The sequence below is a fragment of the Neobacillus soli NBRC 102451 genome (assembly GCF_001591665.1).
In the GTDB taxonomy this organism is placed as follows: Bacteria; Bacillota; Bacilli; order Bacillales; family Cytobacillaceae; genus Neobacillus; species Neobacillus soli.
The window spans coordinates 14,348-40,372 of the sequence record NZ_BCVI01000015.1; the positions used below are offsets into that span (position 1 = coordinate 14,348).

At 40.8% G+C, this 26,025-nt stretch carries 19 protein-coding genes, 2 pseudogenes and 1 riboswitch; of the genes and pseudogenes, 20 read left to right on the top strand and 1 reads right to left on the bottom strand.

Going from position 1 to position 26,025, the window contains the following annotated elements:
* Positions 1-75 precede the first annotated feature (75 nt).
* The 13 genes from zapA (at position 76) to BSO02S_RS05495 (ending at position 14,902) form a co-directional block, all read left to right on the top strand.
* Positions 76-336 (top strand): cell division protein ZapA, encoded by a 261-nt coding sequence (zapA, locus tag BSO02S_RS05435; RefSeq protein WP_066063637.1) that lies wholly within the window; start codon positions 76-78, stop codon positions 334-336.
* 6 nt (positions 337-342) lie between these two features.
* Positions 343-864, top strand: coding sequence for a CvpA family protein (locus BSO02S_RS05440; protein WP_066063640.1), 522 nt, complete (start codon positions 343-345; stop codon positions 862-864).
* A gap of 105 nt (positions 865-969) precedes the next feature.
* Positions 970-2,688 (top strand): DNA polymerase/3'-5' exonuclease PolX, encoded by a 1,719-nt coding sequence (polX, locus tag BSO02S_RS05445; RefSeq protein WP_066063643.1) that lies wholly within the window; start codon positions 970-972, stop codon positions 2,686-2,688.
* A 14-nt stretch (positions 2,689-2,702) separates the two neighbouring features.
* Entirely contained in the window at positions 2,703-5,060 is a 2,358-nt protein-coding gene (locus tag BSO02S_RS05450; protein ID WP_066063644.1) for an endonuclease MutS2, read from the top strand.
* 19 nt (positions 5,061-5,079) lie between these two features.
* Complete coding sequence (locus BSO02S_RS05455; RefSeq protein WP_066063646.1) at positions 5,080-5,484, top strand: DUF350 domain-containing protein; 405 nt, start codon at positions 5,080-5,082, stop codon at positions 5,482-5,484.
* 237 nt (positions 5,485-5,721) lie between these two features.
* Positions 5,722-7,428, top strand: coding sequence for an AMP-binding protein (locus tag BSO02S_RS05460; RefSeq protein WP_066063648.1), 1,707 nt, complete (start codon positions 5,722-5,724; stop codon positions 7,426-7,428).
* A gap of 202 nt (positions 7,429-7,630) precedes the next feature.
* Positions 7,631-8,215, top strand: a complete 585-nt coding sequence (gene fadR / locus BSO02S_RS05465) for a fatty acid metabolism transcriptional regulator FadR (protein WP_066063650.1) — start codon at positions 7,631-7,633, stop codon at positions 8,213-8,215.
* A 21-nt stretch (positions 8,216-8,236) separates the two neighbouring features.
* Complete coding sequence (locus BSO02S_RS05470) at positions 8,237-9,010, top strand: enoyl-CoA hydratase (protein WP_066063653.1); 774 nt, start codon at positions 8,237-8,239, stop codon at positions 9,008-9,010.
* Between the two features lie 112 nt (positions 9,011-9,122).
* Positions 9,123-9,896 carry an electron transfer flavoprotein subunit beta/FixA family protein gene (locus tag BSO02S_RS05475; protein ID WP_066063655.1) on the top strand — a complete coding sequence of 258 codons (774 nt, stop codon included), beginning with the start codon at positions 9,123-9,125 and terminating at the stop codon, positions 9,894-9,896.
* 38 nt (positions 9,897-9,934) lie between these two features.
* On the top strand, positions 9,935-10,912 hold the full coding sequence (locus tag BSO02S_RS05480) for an electron transfer flavoprotein subunit alpha/FixB family protein (protein WP_066063658.1): 978 nt from the start codon (positions 9,935-9,937) through the stop codon (positions 10,910-10,912).
* A 169-nt stretch (positions 10,913-11,081) separates the two neighbouring features.
* Positions 11,082-11,396 carry a thioredoxin gene (gene trxA, locus BSO02S_RS05485; protein ID WP_066063659.1) on the top strand — a complete coding sequence of 105 codons (315 nt, stop codon included), beginning with the start codon at positions 11,082-11,084 and terminating at the stop codon, positions 11,394-11,396.
* 147 nt (positions 11,397-11,543) lie between these two features.
* Positions 11,544-13,319: an excinuclease ABC subunit UvrC gene (gene uvrC, locus BSO02S_RS05490; RefSeq protein ID WP_066063660.1), complete on the top strand. Its 1,776-nt coding sequence runs from the start codon at positions 11,544-11,546 to the stop codon at positions 13,317-13,319.
* Between the two features lie 70 nt (positions 13,320-13,389).
* Positions 13,390-13,568, top strand: a riboswitch (Lysine riboswitch).
* 116 nt (positions 13,569-13,684) lie between these two features.
* The gene (locus tag BSO02S_RS05495) at positions 13,685-14,902 is read left to right on the top strand and encodes an aspartate kinase (protein ID WP_066063761.1); all 1,218 of its coding nucleotides are present in this window, start codon (positions 13,685-13,687) and stop codon (positions 14,900-14,902) included.
* Between the two features lie 39 nt (positions 14,903-14,941).
* On the opposite strand, the gene BSO02S_RS05500 is transcribed toward BSO02S_RS05495, so the two are convergent.
* Positions 14,942-15,397, bottom strand: a complete 456-nt coding sequence (locus BSO02S_RS05500; protein ID WP_084374905.1) for a YslB family protein — start codon at positions 15,395-15,397, stop codon at positions 14,942-14,944.
* Positions 15,398-15,848: 451 nt separating this feature from the next.
* On the opposite strand from BSO02S_RS05500, the gene BSO02S_RS05505 reads away from it, so the two are divergent.
* The 7 genes and pseudogenes from BSO02S_RS05505 to pulA form a co-directional block, all read left to right on the top strand.
* Positions 15,849-16,457, top strand: a complete 609-nt coding sequence (locus tag BSO02S_RS05505) for a succinate dehydrogenase cytochrome b558 subunit (protein ID WP_066063664.1) — start codon at positions 15,849-15,851, stop codon at positions 16,455-16,457.
* A gap of 59 nt (positions 16,458-16,516) precedes the next feature.
* On the top strand, positions 16,517-18,265 hold the full coding sequence (gene sdhA, locus BSO02S_RS05510; RefSeq protein ID WP_066063667.1) for a succinate dehydrogenase flavoprotein subunit: 1,749 nt from the start codon (positions 16,517-16,519) through the stop codon (positions 18,263-18,265).
* Between the two features lie 16 nt (positions 18,266-18,281).
* Positions 18,282-19,043 carry a succinate dehydrogenase iron-sulfur subunit gene (sdhB, locus tag BSO02S_RS05515; protein WP_066063669.1) on the top strand — a complete coding sequence of 254 codons (762 nt, stop codon included), beginning with the start codon at positions 18,282-18,284 and terminating at the stop codon, positions 19,041-19,043.
* A gap of 131 nt (positions 19,044-19,174) precedes the next feature.
* Complete coding sequence (srtD, locus tag BSO02S_RS05520; RefSeq protein ID WP_066063672.1) at positions 19,175-19,756, top strand: class D sortase, LPxTATN-specific; 582 nt, start codon at positions 19,175-19,177, stop codon at positions 19,754-19,756.
* Between the two features lie 101 nt (positions 19,757-19,857).
* Positions 19,858-20,322 (top strand): acyl-CoA thioesterase, encoded by a 465-nt coding sequence (locus tag BSO02S_RS05525; protein WP_066063677.1) that lies wholly within the window; start codon positions 19,858-19,860, stop codon positions 20,320-20,322.
* A gap of 438 nt (positions 20,323-20,760) precedes the next feature.
* Positions 20,761-23,529: pseudogene (locus BSO02S_RS28610) on the top strand (alpha-amylase family glycosyl hydrolase); the annotation flags it as partial.
* A 60-nt stretch (positions 23,530-23,589) separates the two neighbouring features.
* Positions 23,590-26,022 (top strand): annotated as a pseudogene (gene pulA / locus BSO02S_RS27855) (type I pullulanase); the annotation flags it as partial.
* Positions 26,023-26,025: the final 3 nt, after the last annotated feature.

Consider the following 26,025-nt stretch of genomic DNA (forward strand, 5'->3'; position numbering starts at 1 on the left):
AATTGTTTGACTTTTCGACTTCTATTAATTCGTGTTATGATATAGAGTAGGATTCGCTGAATGGAGGCATTTACGTTGTCAAATACACAAAAAAACAGAACAACCGTTGATATATACGGACAGCAATACGTCATTATGGGTACCGAAAGTCCAAGTCATATTCGGAATGTGGCATCATTAGTTGACGATAAAATGCGCGAAATCAGTTTTAGGAATCCAACTCTAGACTCGGGTAAACTCGCCGTTTTAACAGCCGTAAATGCAGTCAATGATTATCTGAAAATGAAAGACCAACTGGAACGGCTCCAATCAGAACTACTAAAAGAAAAGGACTAAATAATCATGGTGGATTTAGCAATTATCATACTTTTAATTATGGGATTTTTCATAGGCCTTAAAAGAGGCTTAATTCTGCAGCTTGTTCATTTCATAGGTTTTATTATTGCATACATAGCCGCATATTCATACTACGCCGAGCTGGCACCAAAGTTAACGCTGTGGATTCCCTATCCGAACTTTGGAAATTTGGCTGCGTTAAAAATATTAACGGATAGCAGTGATATGGAAACCGCCTTCTATCGTGCCATTGCCTTTGTTATCATCTTTTTTGCGGCAAAGGTGATCATGCAAATTATTGGCTCCATGCTTGATTTTGTCGCCCATCTGCCCGTACTTAAGCAGTTAAATGTATGGGCGGGAGGCATCTTTGGATTCCTCGAAGTCTATTTAGTTATTTTTATTTTATTATATATTGCTGCGTTAATTCCAATGGAACTTCTCCAAACTCCCTTGGACCATTCCGTTCTAGCGAAGGCAATTGTAAATCACACGCCTATCCTTTCACAGCAAATAAAGAACCTGTGAATTGAATATTTTAGCTGCTTATAACTTCTCTGTAGCAGAGAAGTTTTTCTTTTCTCCCATAAATAAGCTAAAATGAAGAGGCAATATACAAGGCAGGTGGATAACATGGAAATGAATAAAAAGGAATTACTTCGTTTATTAGAAACGATTGCTATTTATATGGAATTAAAAGGGGAGAACCCATTTAAGGTTTCAGCCTTCCGAAAGGCAGCCGGGGCGCTCGAAGCAGATGAACGAGACTTATCGGAAATTGAGGACTATACAACGATAGCGGGAATCGGTAAAGGTACTGCAGCTGTCATTGATGAATACATAAAAGAGGGATCCTCATCAGTATTAAAAGAGCTGAAGGAGGAAGTTCCCACAGGCTTGATCCCGTTACTGCAGCTCCCTGGCCTTGGCGGCAAGAAAATCGCCAAACTCTACAAGGAGTTAGGGATTACAGATGTCTCTAGTTTAAAGAAAGCCTGTGAAGCAGAGCAAGTCCAAGCACTAGCAGGTTTTGGTAAAAAGACAGAAGAAAAAATCTTAAGCGCGATTGCCAATGTCGGCACAAGACCAGAACGCCTGCCGCTGGCATATATGCTTCCAATTGCTCAGCAAATTGAAGCATGGCTTACGGAACTACCGGATATCAATCGTTTTTCAAGGGCCGGCAGTCTAAGAAGAATGAGAGAAACAATTAAAGATCTTGATTTTATTATCGCAACGAATCAACCCACAAGCGTCCGTCAGCATCTGCTAGAATTGCCGAATATAAAAGAGGTTATTGGTGCCGGCGATACAAAGGTTTCCATAGTTATCGAACGCGACTATGATGTTTCCGTCGATTTTCGCCTGGTCAAACCAGAGGAATTTATCACTACCTTACACCATTTTACTGGATCGAAGGAACATAATGTCCGGATGAGGCAGCTGGCGAAAGAGCGCGGTGAGAAAATCAGTGAATACGGTGTGGAAAACGTCGAGACAGGAGAATTTCGTACCTTTGCATCGGAAGAAGAATTTTTCCAGCATTTTGACCTCCCGTTTATTCCACCTGAGATTAGGGAAGATGGGAAAGAGGTCGAGACATTCTCCCCCGCTGAGGAGTTAATCGAGCTAGAAGATATCAAGGGTGATCTTCATATGCATTCAACCTGGAGTGACGGTGCCCATTCCATTACACAAATGGCAGAAGCATGCCGCGCCAGGGGTTATCAATATATGGCCATTACCGACCATTCGCAGTATTTAAAGGTTGCTAACGGACTAACAAAAGAAAGACTGCTGAAACAAAGAGAAGAAATTAAAAAATTAAATGAAAAATACGAGGATTTTCTAATCCTATCCGGGGTGGAAATGGACATCCTGCCGGACGGGACATTGGACTTTGAGGATGAGTTTCTTGCTGACATGGATTTCGTTATTGCCTCGATTCATTCTGCTTTTTCCCAATCAAAGGAAAAGATTATGGAGCGGCTAAAAACAGCGTTAACGAATGCCCATGTTGATTTAATTGCCCATCCTACCGGCAGAAAAATCGGCCGCCGCCAAGGATACGATATCGACATCGATTTACTGATTGAACTGGCAAAAGAAACCAATACGGCTTTAGAATTGAATGCCAATCCCAATCGGCTTGACCTTGCCTCTGAACATTTACGAAAGGCACAGGATGCTGGTGTGAAAATCCTCATCAATACGGATGCCCATAAAATGGATACCTTAAAGCATATGGAAATTGGTGTATCCACCGCCAAGAAAGGTTGGATTAAAAAATCATCCGTAATAAACGCACTCGACAAGAATGACTTACTGGAGTTTTTGCATAATCGAAACTAAGGGGGTTTAACTCCATGCAAGAAAGAGCTTTAAAGGTATTAGAATTTACTAAAGTGAGAGAGCAGCTGTTAGAACATGCCGCCTCGTCACTTGGGAAAGAAAAGATAAAGAACCTAGTACCGTCAACTGATTTTGAAGAAGTGGTCAGACTTCAGGAGGAAACAGACGAAGCGGCAACGGTCTTTCGCGTAAAAGGAACGGTCCCTCTCTCGGGTGTTCATGATATCCGTGCCCATATTAAGCGCTCGGTCATTGGCGGCGTTTTAAGCCCGCATGAACTTGTGCAAATCGCCAGTACCATCCATGCAAGCAGGCAAATGAAACGGTTTATCGAAGATTTTGCTGATGACAGAATTGAAATTCCGATTTTATTAGAGCAGGCAGAGCGTATTATTCCCCTTGTTAATCTAGAGCAGGCAATTAAACTTGCCATTGACGAAAGCGGCGAGGTATTAGATAGTGCCAGCGAACTTTTGCGGACATTAAGGCATCAGCTCCGCTCCAATGAAGCAAGGGTCCGTGAAAAATTAGAGAGTATGATTCGCGGATCGAATGCCAGTAAAATGCTGTCCGATGCGATTGTCACGATACGAAATGACCGCTTTGTTATTCCTGTTAAACAGGAATACCGCGGTCACTACGGCGGGATTATTCACGACCAAAGCGCATCGGGGCAAACATTATTTATCGAACCGCAGGTGATTGTCCAATTAAACAATCAATTGCAGGATATTCGTGTGAAAGAACAGCTGGAAATAGAAAGAATCCTCGCGGAACTTTCTGCCCATACGGCCGAGCATGAGAATGAGCTCCAGGTCATTGTTGCTGTTTTAGCTAATTTGGACTTTATTTTTTCAAAAGCAAGATACGGGAAACGAATGAAGGCATCGATGCCAATTATGAATAATGACGGGAGAATTGCTTTATATAAAGCAAGGCACCCGTTAATACCAATCGATGAGGTCGTTGCCAACGATATTATGCTTGGTGCCGAATTTACGACGATTGTGATTACGGGACCAAACACGGGTGGAAAAACGGTCACCTTAAAAACGCTGGGATTATGCACCTTAATGGCTCAGGCGGGATTGCAGATTCCGGCCTATGACGGCTCAGAGCTGGCCGTCTTTGATGCTGTTTATGCCGATATTGGCGATGAACAGTCGATTGAACAAAGCTTAAGTACGTTTTCTTCCCATATGGTCAATATTGTTGAGATTTTAAAAAGAGTTGATTTTAAAAGCCTTGTTTTGTTTGACGAGCTTGGAGCGGGAACCGATCCCCAGGAGGGCGCGGCATTAGCCATTTCAATTTTAGATGAAGTGCACAAGCGGGGGGCACGAGTGATTGCCACGACACACTATCCAGAATTAAAAGCATATGGTTATAATCGTGAGGGTGTGTTGAACGCTAGTGTCGAGTTTGATGTTGAGACATTAAGCCCTACATATAAACTGTTGTTAGGAGTGCCAGGCCGGAGTAACGCCTTTGAAATCTCGAAACGATTAGGCTTAAATGATCGGGTCATCGAGGCTGCACGCTCGCATGTTAGTGAAGACACGAACCAAATTGATAAAATGATTACTTCCCTTGAAACAAGTAAACGGCAGGCTGAAATGGAGCATCAGGAAGCCCGTGATTATTTAAGACAGGCTGAGAAGCTTCATCAAGACCTGCAAAAACAAATGATTGATTTTTATGAGAACAAAGACTCAATGCTCGAAAAAGCAGCGGCCAAGGCTGCCGACATCATTGAAGACGCGAAACTAGAGGCTGAGCAGGTCATTCGTGACCTCCGCAAAATGAGAACCGAAAAGCATGCCGAAATAAAAGAGCATGAATTAATTGATGCAAAGCGGCGCTTAGAAGAAGCGGCACCAGAAATTCAAAAATCAGTAAACCTAGTGAATAAGAAAAATAAAAAACCAACCTTTATGCCTGGTGATGAGGTCAAGGTCCTTACCTTCGACCAAAAAGGGACGCTCGTCGAAAAGGTTTCTTCCAATGAGTGGCAGGTTCAAATTGGCATTATGAAGATGAAAGTGAAAGAAAAGGATTTGGAATATATGAGTACTCCGAAACAGACAGAAACGAAGCCGATGTCGATTGTAACAGGACGGGATTCAATCGTTAAACTGGAGCTGGATCTGCGCGGGGAAAGGTATGATGCGGCACTTTTAAAAGTAGAGAAGTATATTGATGATGCCCTTCTATCCAGTTATCCACGTGTGTCAATTATCCATGGGAAGGGTACTGGTGCCTTAAGGCAAGGTGTGCAGGAATATCTAAGAAACCATCGTTCCGTTAAGAAAATTCGCTTTGGTGAAGCCGGGGAGGGCGGATCAGGCGTTACTATCGTTGAATTTAAATAATGTCCGGGGAGAATAGGCAATGGACCAGTTTTGGGAGAACGAATATATTCAAATTGCGGCTAATTATAGTGTAGTGATTTTATGTATGGTTGTCTTTTTAGCCATTTTTGAAATGGTGACAAAATATAAAAATTGGGAAGAAATTAAAAAAGGAAATTTAGCAGTGGCGATGGCTACTGGCGGAAAAATATTTGGGGTCGCCAATATCTTCCGTCATACGATTAAACAGCATGATTCTGTGCTTACAATGGTTGGCTGGGGGATATATGGTTTTATGCTGTTATTAATTGGCTATTTTATATTTGAATTTTTAACGCCTAAATTCAAAATTGACGATGAAATCCAAAATGATAACCGTGCTGTTGGTTTGATTTCAATGGTGATTTCGATTGGATTATCCTACGTGATTGGTGCAGGAATTTAGTAAGGGGAGAATAAACAGTGGAGACTTTAGCTAAGATACTTCTCGGATTATGCGGTTTGTTTTTGCTAATCGGTTTGATCTATATGTTGTTTATTGCATAAACAGAAGAGCATCGCTGTAATTACTTCAGCGGTGCTTTTTTGCCGTTTCATCAATTGTTTATTATGAAATACTGTACTATAATAGGAAGGGAAGTTAGAATCTTTGAAATTATCCACAAAAGAAAAGGGGGATTTTATGTATGATGCAAAACCGTGGCTCGAACTTTATCCAAATGAAATTCCTGCCACACTAGTATACTCCTCAGAGCCTGTACAGACTTACTTAGTGGATTCAGCAAAAAAGTTTCCAAACAAGATTGCCATTCATTTTTTGGGGAAAGAAATCACCTATAAAAAACTTTACGAAGAAGCCTTCAATTTTGCTTGCTATTTGCAGGGAACCCTTGGCATTGAAAAAGATGACCGGGTAGCCATAATGCTTCCAAATACTCCTCAGGCGGTAATTAGTTATTTTGGCATACTGATGGCCGGCGGAATTGTCGTTCAAACCAATCCATTGTATACCGAACGAGAGCTTGAGTACCAAATGAAGGATTCCGGCGCAAAGGCCATTATCACGCTTGACATTCTTTATCCACGTGTTTCTAAAGTGATGCCTCAAACAAATTTACAACATGTAATTGTAACCGCTATCAAGGACTACTTACCATTTCCCAAAAATTTAGTCTATCCATTCATGCAGAAAAAGCAATATGGAATTGTCGTCAAAGTAAAGCATGAGGGAAGCTCGCATTTATTTTCTGAAACGATAAAGAAAAGTCTCCAGAAATTAATAACGTACAATTTCGATTCGAAGGAAGACATTGCCTTGCTTCAATATACTGGCGGGACGACAGGATCGCCGAAGGGCGTCATGTTAACCCATACAAATTTAATTTCCAACACCACAATGTGCGAGAAATGGCTTTATAAATGTAAACCCGGGAAAGAATCGATTTTGGGGATTGTGCCATTTTTCCATGTCTATGGGATGACGGTATGTATGATTTTATCGATAAAAATGGCTTGTAAAATGATTTTATTGCCAAAATTCGATGCATTGACCACCCTTAAGACGATCCAAAAACAACGCCCGACTTTATTTCCGGGCGCACCAACCATTTATATTGGCATCTTGAACCACCCTGATTTGAAAAAATACGATCTCTCCTCCATTGAGGCCTGTATTAGCGGATCGGCTCCACTTCCACTTGAAGTACAGGAAGATTTTGAGGAAGTTACAGGTGGAAAGCTTGTTGAAGGCTATGGATTGTCTGAAGCATCCCCGGTCACCCATTCGAACTTCCTGTGGGATGTAGAAAGGGTAAAGGGAAGTATTGGCGTTCCATATCCCGATACCGAGGTAAAGGTCGTTTCCATGGAGACGGGAGAACCAGTGCCTGTAAAGGAAATTGGTGAAATCCTTATTAAGGGACCGCAAATCATGAAAGGCTACTGGAATCGTCCAGAGGATACGAAGGAAGCCTTGGATGACGGCTGGCTGTGTACTGGTGATCTTGGCTATATGGATGAGCAGGGCTATTTTTATGTAGTCGACCGCAAAAAAGATATGATTATTGCCGGAGGCTACAATATTTATCCAAGAGAGATAGAGGAAGTATTATATGAACATCCCGATGTCTTGGAAGCGGTAGCTGCGGGGATTCCTGATCCCTATCGCGGGGAAACCGTAAAGGCATACATGGTCCTTAAAAAAGGTTCAACCGTGACAATAGAAGAAATGAATCAATTTGCCAGGAAATATCTTGCCGCCTATAAAGTGCCAAGAATCTATGAATTTAAAGAAGAATTACCGAAAACAGCTGTTGGAAAAATATTAAGAAGAAAGCTTGTGGAAGAAGAAAAGAGAAAAATAGAAGAAGAAAGTAAAAAACACGCCTAAGAGAGAGAATCCAACTATCGTTTTTTTTTTGAAAGATTATGCCTGTCCTTATGTTGGAAATATGAAAAAACCCCTACAGTATTTCTTGACAGAAAGTCTGATGTTCATTATCATTAAAACATGAATGATTATTCATTCATTTCGATAAAAGGTTATCATCCTTCAAATAGAAGGAGCGTTTTCCTTCAAAGGGGGGATTGACTTGAATAAAAGTAAGCCAAAATATATGCAAATTATTGATGCCGCAGTGATTGCTATCGCTGAAAATGGCTACCACCAGGCACAGGTTTCAAAAATTGCCAAGCAGGCAGGAGTGGCTGATGGCACCATCTATCTTTATTTTAAAAACAAAGAAGACATACTCATCTCTCTCTTTGAAGAAAAAATGGGGAGTTTCGTTGAAAAAATAGATAAAATGATAGCAGGAAAAGGCACGGCGGCGGAGAAGTTATTAATGATGATTGAAGCCCATTTTAGTATGCTGAACGAGGATCATCACCTTGCAATCGTGACACAGCTGGAATTGCGCCAATCGAATAAAGAACTGCGATTGAGAATTAATGATGTTCTAAAAGGGTATCTGCAGGTGATTGATAAGGTTCTTATTGAAGGCAAAGAAACAGGAGAATTTTCAAGCGAGCTCGATGTTCGCCTGACCCGGCAAATGATTTTCGGTACGATTGATGAAACCGCGACATCATGGGTAATGAACGAGGAAAAGTATGATCTGCTTGCACTAGCTACCCCAGTCCATCGTCTTTTAATCAATGGCTGCGGAAGCCGGTAGAGGTTTAAGGGGGAATAAAACTTGGAATATTTAAAATGGTCTTATGAGGAAAATATTGCTACAATTACAATTGGGCGCCCTCCGGCAAATGCCCTTTCATCAGCACTTTTAAGGGAATTATCGACAGTTCTTGATGAAATCGAACCAAACCGTGAGATTAGAGTCATTGTCATTCATGGTGAAGGGCGTTTTTTCTCGGCAGGTGCGGACATTAAAGAATTCACAACGGTTACTTCCTCGGAAGATTTTGTAAACCTTGGTAAGTTTGGACAAGATTTATTTGATCGGATGGAAAAGTTTCCAAAACCGATTATTGCTTCGATTCATGGTGCCGCACTTGGCGGTGGTCTTGAACTCGCGATGGCTTGTCACATCCGTCTTGTCAGTGAAACAGCGAAACTTGGCCTTCCTGAGCTGCAGCTTGGTTTGATTCCGGGATTCGCGGGCACGCAGCGTCTGCCCAAATATGTGGGCCCAGCACGTGCCGCTGAGATGTTGTTCACTTCTGAGCCAATTACAGGGTTAGATGCCGTCCAATATGGCTTGGCAAATCATGCCTATCCAGAAGCTGATGTTTTGGGGCAGGCATATAAACTTGCCGGGAAAATTGCCAAGAAAAGCCCTGGCTCGCTTAAAGCTGCGGTTGAATTATTAAACTATGCCAAAACTGAAGAGTTCTATGAAGGCTCCAAAAGAGAATCCAAGTTATTTGGAGAAGTATTTGTTTCCAGCGATGGCAAAGAAGGCATCCAAGCTTTTTTAGAAAAAAGAGAACCACATTTTAAAGGTGAATAACTTTTAATGGCAGGATTTCTGCCAAAGAAGTTTTATAAAAATTTTTCCAAAAAAATTTTCTCAATCTTTCGAACTAAACAAATGTTTGAATTCCTAGGAGGGAACCCTGACCATGAACATTTATGTATTAATGAAAAGAACCTTTGATACAGAAGAAAAAATTGTGCTTAATGGCGGAAAAATCAATGAGGATGGTGCCGAATTTATCATCAACCCTTATGACGAATATGCGATCGAAGAAGCGCTTCAAGTCCGCGATGCCAATGGCGGTGAGGTAACCGTTATTTCTGTTGGTAACGAAGAAACGGAAAAGCAATTGCGTACAGCACTGGCAATGGGAGCTGATAAAGCCGTCCTTATTAATACTGAAGACGATGTTGAAAACGGCGACCAATTTACAACTGCAAAAATCCTTGCCGAATATTTAAAGAATAAAGAGGCTGATTTAATCCTAGGCGGTAATGTCGCGATTGACGGTGCGACAGGACAAGTTGGACCGCGTGTCGCGGAACTTCTGAACATTCCTTACGTAACAACGATTACAAAGCTGGAAATTGACGGAACAAATGTAACCGTTACCCGTGACGTTGAAGGGGATTCTGAAGTAATTGCAACAAGCTTGCCGCTGTTAGTTACGGCACAGCAAGGGCTAAATGAGCCGCGCTATCCATCTTTACCGGGAATTATGAAAGCGAAGAAGAAGCCGCTAGATGAATTGGAATTAGATGACCTTGATCTTGAAGAAGACGACGTCGAAGCAAAAACAAAAACAATTGAAATTTATTTACCGCCTAAAAAAGAAGCGGGAAGAGTTTTAACCGGTGATTTAAACGATCAGGTTAAGGAACTTGTTCACCTTCTTCACACGGAAGCAAAAGTAATTTAATCAAAACTCATAAAAATTGTTTGCAGGGGGTATACGGAATGTCAAGAAAAGTATTGGTATTAGGAGAAGCACGGGACGGATCATTGCGTAATGTTTCTTTCGAGGCGATTGCTGCAGCGAAAACAATTGCTGAGGGCGGCGAAGTCGTTGGTGTTTTAGTTGGCAAAGCTGTAAGCGCTTTAGGGGCGGAATTGGTACATTACGGTGCAGACCGTGTGGTTGTGGTTGAAGATGAAAAATTAACTCAATATACATCTGATGGTTTTGCTCAAGCACTTTTAGCGGTGATTGACCAAGAAAAACCAGCGGGATTGGTTTTAGGACATACTTCACTTGGAAAAGATCTTTCGCCAAGAATTGCGGGAAGGCTTTCATCAGGACTTATTTCTGATGCTACCGCAGTCGAAGTCGCTGGCGGAAATATTGTCTTTACAAGACCAATTTATTCAGGTAAAGCATTTGAAAAGAAAATTGTTACCGACGGATTGATTTTTGCAACGGTTAGGCCAAATAATATTACTCCATTGGCGAAGGAAGAGAGTAAAACTGGCGAGGTTTCTTCTCTATCTGTTGAAATCAAAGACCTCCGCGCTGTCATTAAAGAGGTAGTAAGAAAAGCTACCGAAGGTGTTGACCTTAGTGAAGCAAAAGTGGTTATCTCAGGCGGTCGCGGTGTGAAGAGTGAAGAAGGTTTTGCACCATTAAAAGAATTAGCACAAGTGCTAGGCGGAGCGGTTGGAGCGTCACGTGGAGCCTGTGATGCCGACTATTGCGATTACTCCTTACAAATTGGCCAAACAGGAAAGGTCGTTACACCTGACCTTTACATTGCCTGCGGTATTTCAGGAGCGATTCAGCATTTAGCTGGTATGTCCAACTCGAAAGTTATCGTAGCCATTAACAAAGATCCCGAAGCAAATATCTTCAAGGTAGCCGATTACGGAATCGTTGGCGACTTGTTCGAAGTTGTACCATTATTAACAGAAGAGTTTAAAAAGCTGAAAGTACACTCATAGTAAGGAAAGCAAAAGCGGGCGGACGAAATCTGCTCGCTTTTTATTGCTAATTAAAGAATACTAAAAATGAAAAAGGGAAAATTACAGTCGAGACATATTATTAGCATGATATGATAAACGATGTTATACTTTCGGTAGGATTTAGTATTTATTAGGAGGGCAATTTAAAATGGCTATATCACACGTAACAGATCAAAACTTTGCGGCTGAAACAGGTTCAGGCCTTGTACTCGTCGATTTTTGGGCACCATGGTGCGGACCTTGTAAAATGATAGCTCCAGTTCTTGAAGAACTTGATTCAGAAATGGGCGATAAAGTAAAAATTACCAAACTTGATGTCGACGATAACCAAGAAACGGCTGCTAAATTTGGAGTCATGAGTATTCCGACATTGTTGGTAATGAAAAATGGCGAAGTCGTTGATAAAGTTGTCGGCTTCCAACCAAAAGAAGCATTAGCAAGTGTACTAGAAAAGCACGTATAAGCTGATAAGAGCGAAAAGACCTTAGCCTGAGCACTCTGGCTAAGGTTTTTTATTTATAGTCTTCCATCAATCATTACTATCTTTTAGCGACAGTTTGATTTAAAATCTAAAAAGACAAATAGTAAAAAACGGAGTGGGGTGGCAGGAATGAATGAAAATATCAAGCAAAAACTGACATTGCTGCCGGATCAGCCTGGCTGCTACTTAATGAAAGACCGTCAGGGAACGATTATTTATGTGGGGAAAGCGAAGGTCTTAAAGAACCGAGTTCGTTCTTATTTTACCGGATCACATGATGGCAAGACCTTAAGACTAGTTAATGAGATAGAGGACTTTGAATATATTGTTACCTCGTCAAATATTGAAGCACTCCTGCTGGAATTAAACCTAATTAAAAAATACGATCCCAAATACAATATTATGCTTAAGGATGACAAAAGCTACCCGTTTATAAAAATTACGGCGGAGAGACATCCCCAGCTGATTATTACAAGAAAAGTAAAGAAGGATAAAGGGAAGTATTTTGGACCATACCCAAATGTTGGTTCCGCGAAAGAAACCAAGAAATTACTTGACCGAATGTTTCCGTTAAGAAAATGCAAAAATTTTTCCCCCGGACGGCCCTGTTTTTATTATCATTTGGGACAATGCATCGGTCCTTGCGTGAAAGAAGTTAGTGAAGAGGAATATAAAAAAGTAACCGATGATATTTCTCGCTTTTTAAACGGTGGGCATAAGGAAATAAAAAAAGAGCTGACGGAAAAAATGACAGCCGCAGCTGAAGAATTAGATTTTGAAAGAGCGAAAGAATTCCGCGATAAAATCTTCCATATGGAAACAATCATGGAAAAACAAAAAATTACAATGACCGATTTTACCGACAGGGATGTGTTTGGTTATGCAGTTGATAAAGGCTGGATGTGTGTTCAGGTCTTTTTTGTACGCCAAGGAAAGTTGATTGAGAGAGATGTTTCTACCTTTCCAATCTACAATGAGCCGGAGGAGGAAATCTTAACATTTCTCGGACAATTCTATTCCAAAGCCAATCACTTTAAGCCAAAGGAAATTCTCATTCAAGATGAAGTGGATCTGACGATGGCCGAACAGCTTCTTGAAGTAAAAGTGCTCCAACCGCAGCGGGGGCAAAAAAAGGATATTGTTAAAATGGCAATAAAAAATGCAAAAATAGCCTTGAATGAAAAGTTTGCTTTGATTGAAAAGGATGAGGAAAGAACGATTAAGGCCGTAGAGAACCTTGGTGAATTACTAGGGATCTATACACCGCATCGGATTGAATCCTTCGATAACTCCAACATTCAAGGAACCGACCCGGTCTCGGCGATGGTTGTTTTTATAGACGGGAAGGCAAACAATCGGGAATATCGCAAATATAAAATAAAAACGGTAAAAGGCCCAGACGATTATGAATCGATGCGGGAAGTGACAAGAAGAAGATACGGAAGAGCATTGAAGGAAGACCTTCCACTTCCGGATTTGATTATCATTGACGGTGGAAAAGGGCATGTAGAAGCAGTTAGAGATGTGTTGGAAAATGAACTTGGACTGGATATACCACTGTCTGGACTTGTGAAGGATGAAAAACACCGGACATCCCAGCTTCTTTACGGCAATCCGTTGGAAATTGTTCCGCTCGCACGAAACAGCCAAGAGTTTTATTTACTGCAAAGAATTCAGGATGAGGTCCACCGCTTTGCGATTACATTTCATCGCCAACTGCGCGGGAAAAGTGCCTTTCAATCGATGCTCGATGATATTCCCGGCATTGGCGAGAAACGGAAGAAATTATTGTTAAAACAGTTCGGCTCGGTTAAAAAAATGAAAGAAGCAAGGATAGAAGAATTCACCGTTCTTGGCATTCCTGCAAATGTCGCCGAAGAATTAATAAAAAAACTTCGTTCGTAGTTGTTGTTAGAAAAAAACGACTATGCTATAATTAGTGAAAATTATAAATACTATCACTTTAGAGTACTAAAGTGAAGGTAGAGGTGCGAGCTTCAAAAGTAGTGGTTCAGAGAAGGATGGGCTTCAATGAAGAATCATGAAAGGGAACGTTCGCCGAAGTAAAGAAAGTCTCATTTCTTTCTTTGCTGGTCCTGTATTGAAAAAATGCTGGATTGTCAAGACTACATGTCTTGGAGAGCTATCTTACATTGTTTGTACAGGAATTTATTTCTTCGTGTTCTAAAAGCAATGAGATGCCCTTCTCATTGCTTTTTTTGTATTTTGGGGAAAATATGGGCATTCGTTCGAAAGAAGGGAAGACAATCATGGGACTTATTGTACAAAAATTTGGTGGTACCTCTGTCGGCAGCGTAGAAAAAATAAGAAATGTGGCAGTCTGTGTCAAAGAGGAAACGGAGCGCGGAAATAATGTGGTCGTTGTTGTTTCTGCGATGGGGAAATCAACTGATACACTTGTAAATCTAGCAAAAGAAATTTCCGCACAGCCAAATAAGCGGGAAATGGATATGCTGCTTACGACGGGAGAGCAGGTAACCATTGCGCTGTTGTCAATGGCGATTAATCAACAAGGGCTTGAGGCTGTATCCTTTACAGGCTGGCAGGCGGGAATCACGACAGAACCTATCCATGGAAATGCACGCATTTCAAATATTAATACGACTGCAATCGAGCGTCAGCTCACAGCTGGAAAGGTTGTCATTGTTGCGGGCTTCCAGGGAGTAACGGAAGACGGCGAAATTACCACACTCGGACGCGGTGGCTCCGATACGACAGCCGTAGCCTTGGCTGCGGCACTAGATGCGGATAAATGTGATATTTATACTGATGTAACCGGGGTATTTACAACGGACCCAAGATATGTGAAAAGCGCCCGTAAATTATTATCTGTCTCGTATGATGAGATGCTCGAACTAGCCAATTTAGGTGCGGGTGTCCTCCATCCTAGAGCAGTAGAATTTGCCAAAAACTATCAGGTCCGGGTTGAGGTTCGGTCAAGCATAGAGAAAATAGAAGGTACAGTTATTGAGGAGGAAGCAGCAATGGAACAAAATCTAGTTGTCCGCGGTGTCGCGTTTGAAGATGAAATTACAAAAGTAACCGTATTAGGACTTGCGAATTCATTGACAAGTTTAGCAACCATTTTTACAACGCTCGCACAAAATCAAATCAACGTTGATATTATTATTCAAAGTACAACAGAGGGTGGAACGGCCAATCTGTCCTTTTCCATTCAAACCCTTGAATTGTTAGAGACATTAAAGGTGTTGGAAGACAATAAAACAGAGCTTGGTTACGACCAGATCGATGCAGAAAACAAATTAGCAAAGGTATCGATTGTTGGCTCAGGCATGATTTCCAATCCCGGAGTAGCAGCAAAAATGTTTGCTGTGCTCGCAGAAAACCAAATCCAAATCAAAATGGTCAGCACGTCTGAAATCAAAGTATCCGCCGTGGTCGAAGAAAAAAATATGTTAAAAGCAGTAGAAGCCCTACACGAAGCATTCGAACTGGCAAACAACTAAAAAAATGGTGTCAGGCACCAAAGGTTCCTGACACCATTTTCATCCAATTAGATCTTTTGAATCCCATTTGACGGTGAACATGACTTTGTTTGATTTTTTTACGGGGTGTTCAAAGGTTTCGGTAATGGCATTCTTTTGCAGCTCGATTTGTTGGGCAAGGAAGCCTGCTTCCAACTGAAAAAAGTATTCAGCTTTTGATTTCACTCGCGAAATAATGAGTGGACTCGTTAGTTCAAATTCTATTTCACTTTTATTTTCTTTTTTTATTTCAAGCTGTCCCCAAGAAGCGTTAGCAAAAAACTCGGTTAATTGTTCATAATCAGCTAATGGGAATTTTCGAGCAAGGCGTTTTCCTGCCCAATAGAGAATTTCCGGAGTATCTTTTCCTAAAATTTCCGGCAAAAGGATTTCCCTAATTAACTCGTACCCGAATATGGATATGGTTCTTGGTTCAACGGCATTTATGTCATCAGAAATGACTGTACTTTCTTTCACAAGCTTCCCCTCTTTCTATCATTCTATATTATACAATTGTTGTTAAGTTTCAGTACAGTTTTCTGTGGGAAAAAGTCAATTGAACTTATCGAGGGAATTTTGCTATTTTGCAATATCGTAACTTATTTTTAATTATAATATATTTTTCCCAGTGTGGAAAAAATTACAACCGTTATATCTTGGTAAAAAATTGTTAGGGTTTAGGTTGCTTTATAAGTAAATCTAGTTCTGTTTAGGCTGTAATTACCAATCTTTTATAATATCAATATATTTAAAAAATTTTACTTTTATCAGAGATTTATGTATCCGGTTTCTTGACGCTCTATGATGTTGGGAGTAAAATGGACATGTCACATTATTGTCACAGTGATGCTAGGTTCATTATCTTTAATGCGTAATATAAGGGGAAGCAACTTAACATCATTTTTAAAATTTCATGGGGGGTAAATCAATGGCGGGTAATCGAGAGTTTGTTTATCGGAGAATTCATTCGTTGCTTGGTGTGATTCCAATCGGGATATTTGTAATACAACACCTGATCGTTAACCACTATGCAACAGTAGGCGTGGAGTCCTTTAACAAGGCTGCAAATTTCATGGGGAATCTTCCTTTTCGGTATGTCTTAGAAACTGTAATTATCTTTTTACCAATTTTATTTCATGCCATTTATGGGCTGTATATTGCGTTTACAGCTAAAAACAATGCGAGCAGATTTGGGTTTTTTAGAAACTGGATGTTTTTACTTCAACGTATTACAGGCGTCCTTACGCTCATTTTCATTACTTGGCATGTTTGGGAAACACGTGTTGCCGCAGCGCTTGGAACGGAAGTTAATTTTCAAATGATGCATGATATTCTCTCTTCACCATTCATGTTTGCGTTCTATACAGTGGGTATTATTTCAGCTATCTTCCACTTTGCAAATGGATTGTGGTCATTCTTAGTAACTTGGGGCATCACTGTATCGCCACGTTCACAAGTTATTTCTACATACGTGACACTCGTGATTTTCTTGGCTCTTTCCTATGTTGGAGTATCGACATTACTAGCTTTTGTTTAAAAAAAGTAACTTATTGTTCGGAAAAATATTGGATTTTGGATTGAAGGAGTGTGTCACGAATGAGTAAAGGTAAAGTAATTATAGTCGGCGGCGGCTTAGCCGGCTTAATGGCTACCATTAAGGTCGCGGAAACAGGAACACCGGTTGAGTTATTTTCGTTAGTTCCGGTTAAACGTTCTCACTCTGTTTGTGCCCAAGGCGGTATCAATGGAGCGGTAAATACAAAAGGTGAAGGCGATTCCACATGGATTCACTTTGACGACACCGTTTACGGCGGCGACTTCTTAGCAAACCAGCCGCCAGTCAAGGCGATGTGTGATGCCGCACCGGGTATTATTCACTTAATGGACCGGATGGGCGTTATGTTTAGTCGTACTCCTGAAGGACTTTTGGATTTCCGCCGTTTCGGAGGTACTCAGTTTCACCGGACTGCTTTTGCAGGTGCAACAACAGGCCAGCAGCTGCTTTATGCATTAGATGAACAAGTTCGTCGTGAAGAAGTAGCAGGTTTAGTAACGAAATATGAAGGTTGGGAATTCTTAGGCTCCGTTGTTGACGATGATGGTGTCTGCCGAGGGATTGTAGCTCAAAACTTAAAATCAATGGAAATTAAGTCGTTCACTGCCGATGCTGTCATTATGGCAACAGGCGGCCCAGGGATTATTTTTGGAAAAACAACGAACTCTGTTATTAATACAGGTTCTGCTGCATCGATTGTTTATCAACAAGGTGCTACCTATGCGAACGGTGAAATGATTCAAATCCATCCAACAGCCATCCCTGGTGATGATAAGCTTCGTTTAATGAGCGAATCAGCACGTGGTGAAGGCGGCCGTATTTGGACATATAAAGATGGAAAACCATGGTACTTCCTTGAAGAAAAATATCCTGCCTATGGAAACCTTGTCCCACGTGATATTGCTACACGTGAAATTTTCGATGTTTGTGTCAATCAAAAACTTGGCATCAATGGCGAAAACATGGTCTACCTTGATCTTTCACATAAGGATCCACATGAATTGGATGTAAAATTGGGCGGAATTATCGAAATCTATGAGAAATTCACTGGAGACGATCCACGTAAACTTCCAATGAAAATCTTCCCTGCTGTTCATTATTCAATGGGTGGACTATGGGTTGACTTTGACCAAATGACAAGTATCCCAGGATTGTTCGCTGCTGGAGAATGTGATTATTCGCAGCATGGCGCGAACCGTTTGGGTGCTAATTCCTTGCTTTCGGCTATTTACGGCGGAATGGTCGTTGGACCGAACGTTGTTAAATACATTAATGGACTTGAAAAGAGTTCTGATTCAGTATCTTCTTCTGTTTTCGATCGTCATGTAAAAGAGCAGGAAGATAAATGGAATTCAATCATGTCTATGAATGGTACTGAAAATGCCTATGTTCTTCATAAAGAGCTTGGGGAATGGATGACGGATAATGTAACAGTTGTTCGACACAATGACAGGCTATTAAAAACAGATGCGAAGATTCAGGAATTATTAGAACGGTACCAAAACATCAACATAAATGATACATCAAAGTGGAGCAACCAAGGAGCAACGTTTACAAGACAATTACAGAACATGCTTCAATTGGCTCGTGTAATTACGATCGGTGCTTACAATCGTAACGAGAGCCGCGGAGCTCATTATAAACCAGAATTCCCTAAACGTAATGATGAGGAATTCTTAAAAACCACGATGGCGCAATTTGTTGATTCTAAATCTGCTCCGGCTTTCCATTATGCAGATGTTGATACATCATTGCTTAAGCCAAGAGAACGCAATTATGCAAAAAGTTAAAGGGGAGTAGGTAAGAATGTCTGAAAATAAAATGGTAAAATTTATTATTACTCGTCAGGATACCCCAGACTCCGCTCCTTATGAGGAGGAATTTGAGCTTCCGTACCGTCCGAACATGAACGTTATTTCTGCTTTAATGGAAATCCGGAGAAACCCTGTTGATGCAAAGGGAAAAGGGACAACCCCGATTACTTGGGAAATGAACTGTCTTGAAGAAGTTTGTGGTGCCTGTTCAATGGTAATCAACGGCAAACCGCGTCAATCTTGTTCGGCCCTTGTTGACCAGCTTGAGCAGCCGATTCGTTTAGCACCAATGAAAACATTCCCTGTTGTTCGTGACCTCCAGGTTGACCGAAGCAGAATGTTTGATTCGTTGAAAAAAGTAAAAGCATGGATTCCAATTGACGGTACGTATGATTTAGGTCCAGGGCCGCGGATGCCTGAGAAAAAACGTCAATGGGCATATGAGCTTTCAAAATGTATGACTTGCGGTGTCTGTCTTGAGGCTTGTCCGAATGTAAACAGCAAATCCAACTTTATGGGCCCTGCGGTATTTAACCAAGTTCGTTTATTTAATGCCCATCCAACTGGTGAGATGAATAAATCAGAACGCTTAAATGCATTTATGGAGGATGGCGGCCTATCAGGTTGTGGTAATTCCCAAAACTGTGTGCAATCATGTCCGAAAGGGATTCCGATTACTACATCAATTGCAGCTATTAACCGTGATGCCACATTACAATCGTTCAGAAACTTCTTTGGCAGTGACAACGATTAATCACTTTACAAAACCTTCTTTTCTACAAAGGAAAGAAGGTTTTTTTTATAGTAAAAAAATACTTCTCAATCCAACTGTTTGCTATAATTGGATTTAATAATAGGTTTGCTGAAAAAGGAAGGTACGCAAAAGTGAAATCAAAGTTTCCGCTGTTAATAATTTTTGCAGGCCTAATTCTATTGGGGGTAGGCGTCTGGCAATATGTAAATGTGAAATTTCAAACGAACGCATCGCTTGAAAAAGCAAAGGAAATCATTGCACACCAGCCGGTTGATGCTCCTCCAAAAAAGGGCGAAAACAGCCCTTCACCTAAAATGGGAGATATAGTCGGTTTGTTAGCCATTCCGAAAATTAAGGCAGAATTAGCGATTGTCGAAGGTACAGACCCGGATGATCTTGAAAAGGGTGTTGGTCATTATAAGGGGTCTTATTTTCCAAACGATCAAGCGCAAATTGTTTTATCCGGTCATCGTGACACGGTCTTTCGCAGATTAGGTGAGCTGAAGATAGGCGATTTACTAAAGATGCAAATGCCTTTTGGAAACTTTACGTATGAAATAACGAATACAAAAATCGTCAAGTCTGATGATACGAGCATTATTACCTTGCAGCATGAGAAGGAAGAACTAATCCTAACCACTTGCTACCCGTTTCGTTTTGTTGGGAATGCACCAAAACGATATATCATTTATGCAAAGCCTAAAAGTTCCTAATTCACTAGGAACTTTTTGATTTCTATTTTTGAAAAAAGAACCTATAATAAGGATATAACCAAAATGAATAGTGATTCATTTTTACAAAGGGGATTGTCTAAATGGGAAAAGCGAATTACATCGATGATTTTCATAAATGGGAAAAGGAATTTGAATTTTTTCTTCCGGTCAGGGTCCGGTTTTCAGAGACGGATATGTTCGGCCACCTAAATAACACGGTTCCGTTTATTTATTTTGAAGAAGCAAGAATTGAATATTTTAAATCAATTGGTTTTATGCAAGAATGGCTTCTTCCGGAAAGTGAAACCATTCCTGTTGTTGCCGATCTCCAATGTGACTTTTTGCAGCAAATCTATTTTGATGAACAGCTTAAACTTTACGTTAAGGCCGAGTCAGTTGGGAATTCCTCGGTAGACATTCATTATATGGCAAAAAAAGAAGACGGGTCCTCCGGATTTGTTGGCAGAGGGACAATGGTGCAAATTTCAAAACGGACTGGCAGGGGTGTTCCCTGGGCAAAGGAGATGAGAAATCTTCTTGTTAGCAATGAAAAGATAGAATTCTAAATCCTAACTATATTTATAGGGAATATAAATAGAATGAATAATTCGAAAGAATGAATTGAAAATTATATATAGAAATGATAGTCTAATATTGTCAATAGTGAAAGCGGTTGCACTGTTTTCATTTTTTTATAGGTTTGTGCAAACGTTTTCACGAATTATTTTGTAGAGGGAGGTTTTTATATGAAACGCATTTCAACAATGTTGCTAGCGATTGTACTTCTTCTAAGTACTGTCATGGTACCGTTTGCGCGCGGGGTAAAAGCAGCGGACAAGACCTACGACAAAGTCGTGCTGCGCGGTGATGCTGAATCACTTGATTGGAGCTCAGATAATCATCCGCTAACGTACGATGCTGCTGCCGGGGTGTGGAAAAGTAAACCGATTCCACTGCAGGGCGGTAAAAAAGTAGAATATAAATTTGTGATGAATGATCAATGGATGGAGGGAGAAAATCTTACCATTACACCATCGCAAAACGGGGACTATATCTTCGTTTTCCATCCTAATCAAGAAAGGACAGTCGATGTTCAATTAGATTTATCCAAGTTTACTGGGAAATTAACACTTAAGGTTACATTGCCTGCTGCTACCCCCTCTTGGGCAACACCTACGGTTGGGTCGACGTTAAATGGGTTTAATTATTCTATTACCCCATTAACAAAGAATTCAGATGGGACTTGGTCTGTTACACTTGCCGGAAACGAAGGCGATAAGATCCAGTATCTATATTCATTAGGCGACAAAAAGCTTACAGAGAAAATTTCCACAAAGCGAGAGGCGTCTCTTACCAAGGATGGAAAAGTCTATGAAGACGTGGTTTCTGGTTGGAATGAAGTGCCTGTCGCAAAGGATGTTAATAATAATTACGCGTATTCCCCGTCAAAGCCAACTAGCAGTGATGATGTCACAGTTACTGTTACCGTAAAACATTACGGGTCTGTGGATGCAGGTGCCATCTATTATACAAAAGATGGATTATTTCCGAGTGGAAGTCGAGGAACTGCAACAGTTGGCACAGTAGTAAAGTTGGACGTTGCCTCGGAGAAACAAGAAAATGGACTGACTACAACTGTTTTTAACGGCGCTATTCCCAAGCAATCAAACGGAACAGCTGTCCATTATATTGCAGATGTATGGGATTCCAAGGGAATTGGCTCCCAATATGCAGATTCAAACAGCTTACAACCTGAAGAAGCCACTCCCTTCGGCTATTATGTTGATCAATTTAAATCACCGGAGTGGGCGAAAGACGCCGTCATTTATCAAGTATTTGTTGATCGTTTCAGCAACGGAGATACCTCTAATGATGACCCCGCATCTGCAAACCTGCCTTATGATGAAAAATTAAAAGGCTGGATGGGCGGGGATCTCCAGGGTGTTATCAATAAATTGGATTATATTAAGGGTCTGGGTGTGAATACCATTTGGATTTCTCCTGTTTTCAAGGGGCCATATTCACACGGGTATCATCCCGCCGATTTTAAAGAAATTGATCAACGATTCGGCAATAAAGAGACAATGAAGAAATTGGTTGACAAGGCACATTCCAAGGGAATGAAGGTCGTCTATGATTTTGTCGCAAATCACACTTCATCAACGCATCCATTTTTCGAAGATGCTAAGGCAAAGGGTGAAGGAAGTCCTTATTATAATTGGTATACCTTTACAGAATGGCCCGATAAATATCATTCGTTTTCAGGTATTTCCGAACTACCGGAGTTAAATAACGATAACCCGGAAGTAAGAAACTATGTTATTAATGATGTTGTTCCTTTTTGGTTAAAGGATCTTGATTTTGATGGCTTCCGTTTGGATTATGCAAAAGGTCCAAGCTATAGTTATTGGGTGGATTTCCGTCATAAGGTAAAAGAACTGAAACCGAATGCCTATATTTTTGGCGAGATTTGGGATAGCCGCGAAAAGATCAATTCTTACGCCGGCGACCTTGACGGGGCATTGGATTTTGGCATGAACGATGCTCTTGTAAATAGCTTTGCCAAAGATCAATCAATGGTTGATTTAAGCAATACTGTGAAGGCAAATGCTGCAACATATCCTTCAGAATACGTTGTTTCATCGTTCCTTGATAGCCATGATAAACCACGCTTTATTTACGAAGCAGGCGGCGATGTCAAGAAAATGGAACTGGCGGTTGCAACACAATTCACTCTTCCTGGATCGCCAATCATCTACTACGGTGATGAAGTTGGACTGTCAATGAGCAAAGACCCGAATTCGGTTACTGATTGGAAGGATCGCTATTATCGGGAAATGATGCCATGGGCTGCAGCTGATCAAAATACAGCGCTGACAAACCATTATAAGAATATGATTAAACTGCGTAATGATGTTTCAGCGTTCCGGACTGGGTCATTTAAGTCATTACTTGCCAATCAAAATGTGTTTGTTTATGAAAGAGCAGATGAAAAAGGTCAGTATCTTGTTGTAGTAAACAAAGGGGAAAATGATCAAGAAGTTGATGTTAATCAACTATATAATCAACTAGAAATTAACGATGTAACCTTAAACGATCAGCTAGGTACAGACAATTTAAAAAATGATAGTAATGGAGATTTAAAGTTTACAAGTAATGGAAAGTCATTCAGGGTATTCAAGGTTGAGGGTTCACTGAAATATAGCGATAGCCCGCTTGACCGCAATAAACTATACAATGATGTTGTCATTAGAGGGTCTGAACCGCTTGCATGGGATGGGGCAGACCAGAAGCTGACATATGATGCAGCTGAAAAGGTGTGGAAAAGCGATCCGATTACCTTAACAAAAGGGGTAAAAGTCGATTTTAAATATGTAAAAGATGGACAATGGATGGCAGATCCAAATTTATCATTTATACCAGATAACACGGATAAATATATCTTTGTTTTCCACGCACTTGACGAAAGAAAGATTGACGTCCGTGTGGCACAGCAAAAAGTAACGACTAAGGTAAAAATCCATTACCAACCAAAGACTGGTGACATGAAGGATTGGAACCTTTGGGTTTGGGGAGAAGGCAAAGAAGGTAAAGTTTATCCATTTACTGGAGAAGACAAGTTCGGAAAAGTGGCTGAGGTAGAACTTGATGGCGATTTTAACCGCATTGGTTTTATTGTTAGAACAGACAGCTGGGAGAAGGATGGCGGCGACCGTCTCATTGATAATATTTGGAATGGAACGGATGAAGTTTGGATTAAAGCTGGGGATGAAAAAGTCTATACCAGCCCGCCAGATGGGGAAGCGGTTGATTTACCAACATACGATGATTTGGAGGTTACGTTTAACTATTATCGTTACGATTTGAACTATGATGATTGGGATATCTGGGTTTGGACGGATAAGTCAGAAGGTCAGGCCTTGCCATTATCCACTGATACATCGTATGGAAAAAAAGGAACAATTAAATTAACTAATTTAAATGGAGCAACGAAAGTCGGTTTCCTTGTGCGTAAAAAAGATTGGTCCGCCAAGGATATCGATGAAAATCGATTTATTACCAAATTCACTAAGGATGGGAAGGCAGAGGTATGGCTTGCGCAGGGACAAGCTCGTATTTTTGATAACCCGGCAAAAGTTGACCGCAATCCCAAGATTGTGAAAGCGGCGATTGATGAACTAAACCAAATCACCTTTGAAACGAACTTTCCATTTGCACTTAGTGATTCCGAAAATGCCGGTATCACCTTAACAGGGGCCGAGATTGCTAAAATTGAGCCAATTGGAACAGTAACAAACGGCTTAACGAACAAAGTAAAGATCACGACAAAGGAAGACTTGGATTTAACCAAGGTATATAAAATTAGCAAAGACGGATTTGGTGAAGCAACCGTCCAAATGGGCAAAGTCATTGGAAGCAAGTCCTTTGAAGAACAATTTTATTATGAGAGTAATGACCTCGGTAATAGCTATTCTAAAGAAAAAACGAGCTTCCGTTTATGGGCCCCAACTGCCAGCGACGCAAAACTAGTAGTCTACGAAAAATGGGATTCAGCAACAGGTACAGAAATTCCGATGAAACGATCCGAAAAAGGAACCTGGACGGCTGAACTAACAGATGACCAAAAAGGTTTACTTTATACGTATAAAGTGAAAGTTGGCGATTCCTGGAATGAGGCGGTCGATCCATATGCACATGCAGTTTCCGTTAACGGGGATAAAGGTGCAGTCGTAGATTTAACAGAGACCAATCCGCAAAATTGGACGAATTCGAAGCCAGCCTTGAAAAATCCAGAGGATGCGATCATTTATGAAACTCATATCCGTGATCTAACCATTTCGCCAGACAGTGGTGTAAGTAATCAGTATAAGGGTAAATTCCTTGGTGTTGCACAAACGGGTACAAAAGGGCCTAAAGATGTCAATACCGGGTTAAGTCATATGAAAGACTTAGGTGTTACGCATGTTCAGATTTTACCAATGTATGATTATAATACGGTCGATGAGACAAAGCTGGATTCGCCGCAGTTTAACTGGGGATATGATCCGAAGAACTATAATGCTCCTGATGGATCTTATTCAACAGATCCATATGCACCAACAGTTCGAATCAATGAAATGAAGACAATGGTCCAAGCGTTGCACAACAATGACCTTCGGGTAATTATGGACGTTGTGTATAATCATATGTTTAATGCAACCGAGTCCAATTTCCAAAAGCTTGTGCCAGGCTATTACTTCCGCTATAACGAAGATGGATCACTAGCGAATGGTACGGGTGTTGGAAATGATACTGCATCTGAGCATAAAATGATGCGCAAATTCATTGTTGATTCTGTCAAGTATTGGGCGAAAGAATATCATATTGATGGCTTCCGTTTCGATCTAATGGGAATCCACGATATTGAAACGATGAAACAAGTTCGTGAAGAGTTAAACAAAATTGATCCATCCATCATTGTTCTTGGAGAGGGATGGGATCTTAATACGCCGCTTGACCCTGCACTAAAGGCAAACCAAAAGAATGCCACAAAAATGGATGGAATCGCTCATTTTAACGATGACATTCGTGACGGCTTAAAGGGCAGTGTATTCGATGAACAGGATAAAGGCTTTGTTAATGGAAAAACAGGGATGGAGGAGCGGATTAAAAAAGGTATTGTCGGCGGAATCGACTATAGCGACACCATCAAAACATTCGCTGATGAACCGAATAAAACGATCACATATGTTGAAGCACATGATAATTTAACATTATGGGATAAATTGAAGAAGACAAATCCAGATGACAGTGATGATGTGTTAAAACAAATGCACAAACTAGCATCATCGATTGTTTTGACTTCACAAGGCATTTCTTTTATCCACGCCGGACAAGAATTTATGAGAACAAAAGGCGGGAATGAAAACAGCTACAATGCTCCAGATACGGTCAATCAATTAGATTGGACCCGGAGAAGCCAATTTGATGCGGAAGTGGAATACTTTAAGGGATTAGTGCAGGTTCGCAAAACTCACTCAGCATTCCGGATGACAACGGCAGCAGATATCAAGGAACATCTTAAATTCATCGATGCTCCAGCAAATGCTGTTGCTTACTATATGGATAAAAATGCTAATGGCGATTCTGCTGAAAAAATTGCGGTTGCTTACAATGCTAATCGAACTCCCGTTGGAATAACCTTGCCTGAAAACGGTAAATGGAAGGTAATCGTCAACGGAGTTAAAGCTGGGACGAATGCTCTTGAAGTCATAAATGGTGATAAAATG

Excerpts from the sequence above, each read along its gene's own strand:
- BSO02S_RS05475 (WP_066063655.1), top strand. The coding sequence starts at position 9,123 with ATGAACATTTATGTATTAATGAAAAGAACCTTTGATACAGAAGAAAAA.
- BSO02S_RS05450 (WP_066063644.1), top strand. The coding sequence starts at position 2,703 with ATGCAAGAAAGAGCTTTAAAGGTATTAGAATTTACTAAAGTGAGAGAG.
- BSO02S_RS05455 (WP_066063646.1), top strand. The coding sequence starts at position 5,080 with ATGGACCAGTTTTGGGAGAACGAATATATTCAAATTGCGGCTAATTAT.
- polX (WP_066063643.1), top strand. The coding sequence starts at position 970 with ATGGAAATGAATAAAAAGGAATTACTTCGTTTATTAGAAACGATTGCT.
- BSO02S_RS05440 (WP_066063640.1), top strand. The coding sequence starts at position 343 with ATGGTGGATTTAGCAATTATCATACTTTTAATTATGGGATTTTTCATA.
- sdhA (WP_066063667.1), top strand. The coding sequence starts at position 16,517 with ATGAGTAAAGGTAAAGTAATTATAGTCGGCGGCGGCTTAGCCGGCTTA.
- sdhB (WP_066063669.1), top strand. The coding sequence starts at position 18,282 with ATGTCTGAAAATAAAATGGTAAAATTTATTATTACTCGTCAGGATACC.
- BSO02S_RS05525 (WP_066063677.1), top strand. The coding sequence starts at position 19,858 with ATGGGAAAAGCGAATTACATCGATGATTTTCATAAATGGGAAAAGGAA.
- BSO02S_RS05495 (WP_066063761.1), top strand. The coding sequence starts at position 13,685 with ATGGGACTTATTGTACAAAAATTTGGTGGTACCTCTGTCGGCAGCGTA.
- uvrC (WP_066063660.1), top strand. The coding sequence starts at position 11,544 with ATGAATGAAAATATCAAGCAAAAACTGACATTGCTGCCGGATCAGCCT.
- BSO02S_RS05460 (WP_066063648.1), top strand. The coding sequence starts at position 5,722 with ATGTATGATGCAAAACCGTGGCTCGAACTTTATCCAAATGAAATTCCT.
- BSO02S_RS05480 (WP_066063658.1), top strand. The coding sequence starts at position 9,935 with ATGTCAAGAAAAGTATTGGTATTAGGAGAAGCACGGGACGGATCATTG.
- BSO02S_RS05505 (WP_066063664.1), top strand. The coding sequence starts at position 15,849 with ATGGCGGGTAATCGAGAGTTTGTTTATCGGAGAATTCATTCGTTGCTT.
- trxA (WP_066063659.1), top strand. The coding sequence starts at position 11,082 with ATGGCTATATCACACGTAACAGATCAAAACTTTGCGGCTGAAACAGGT.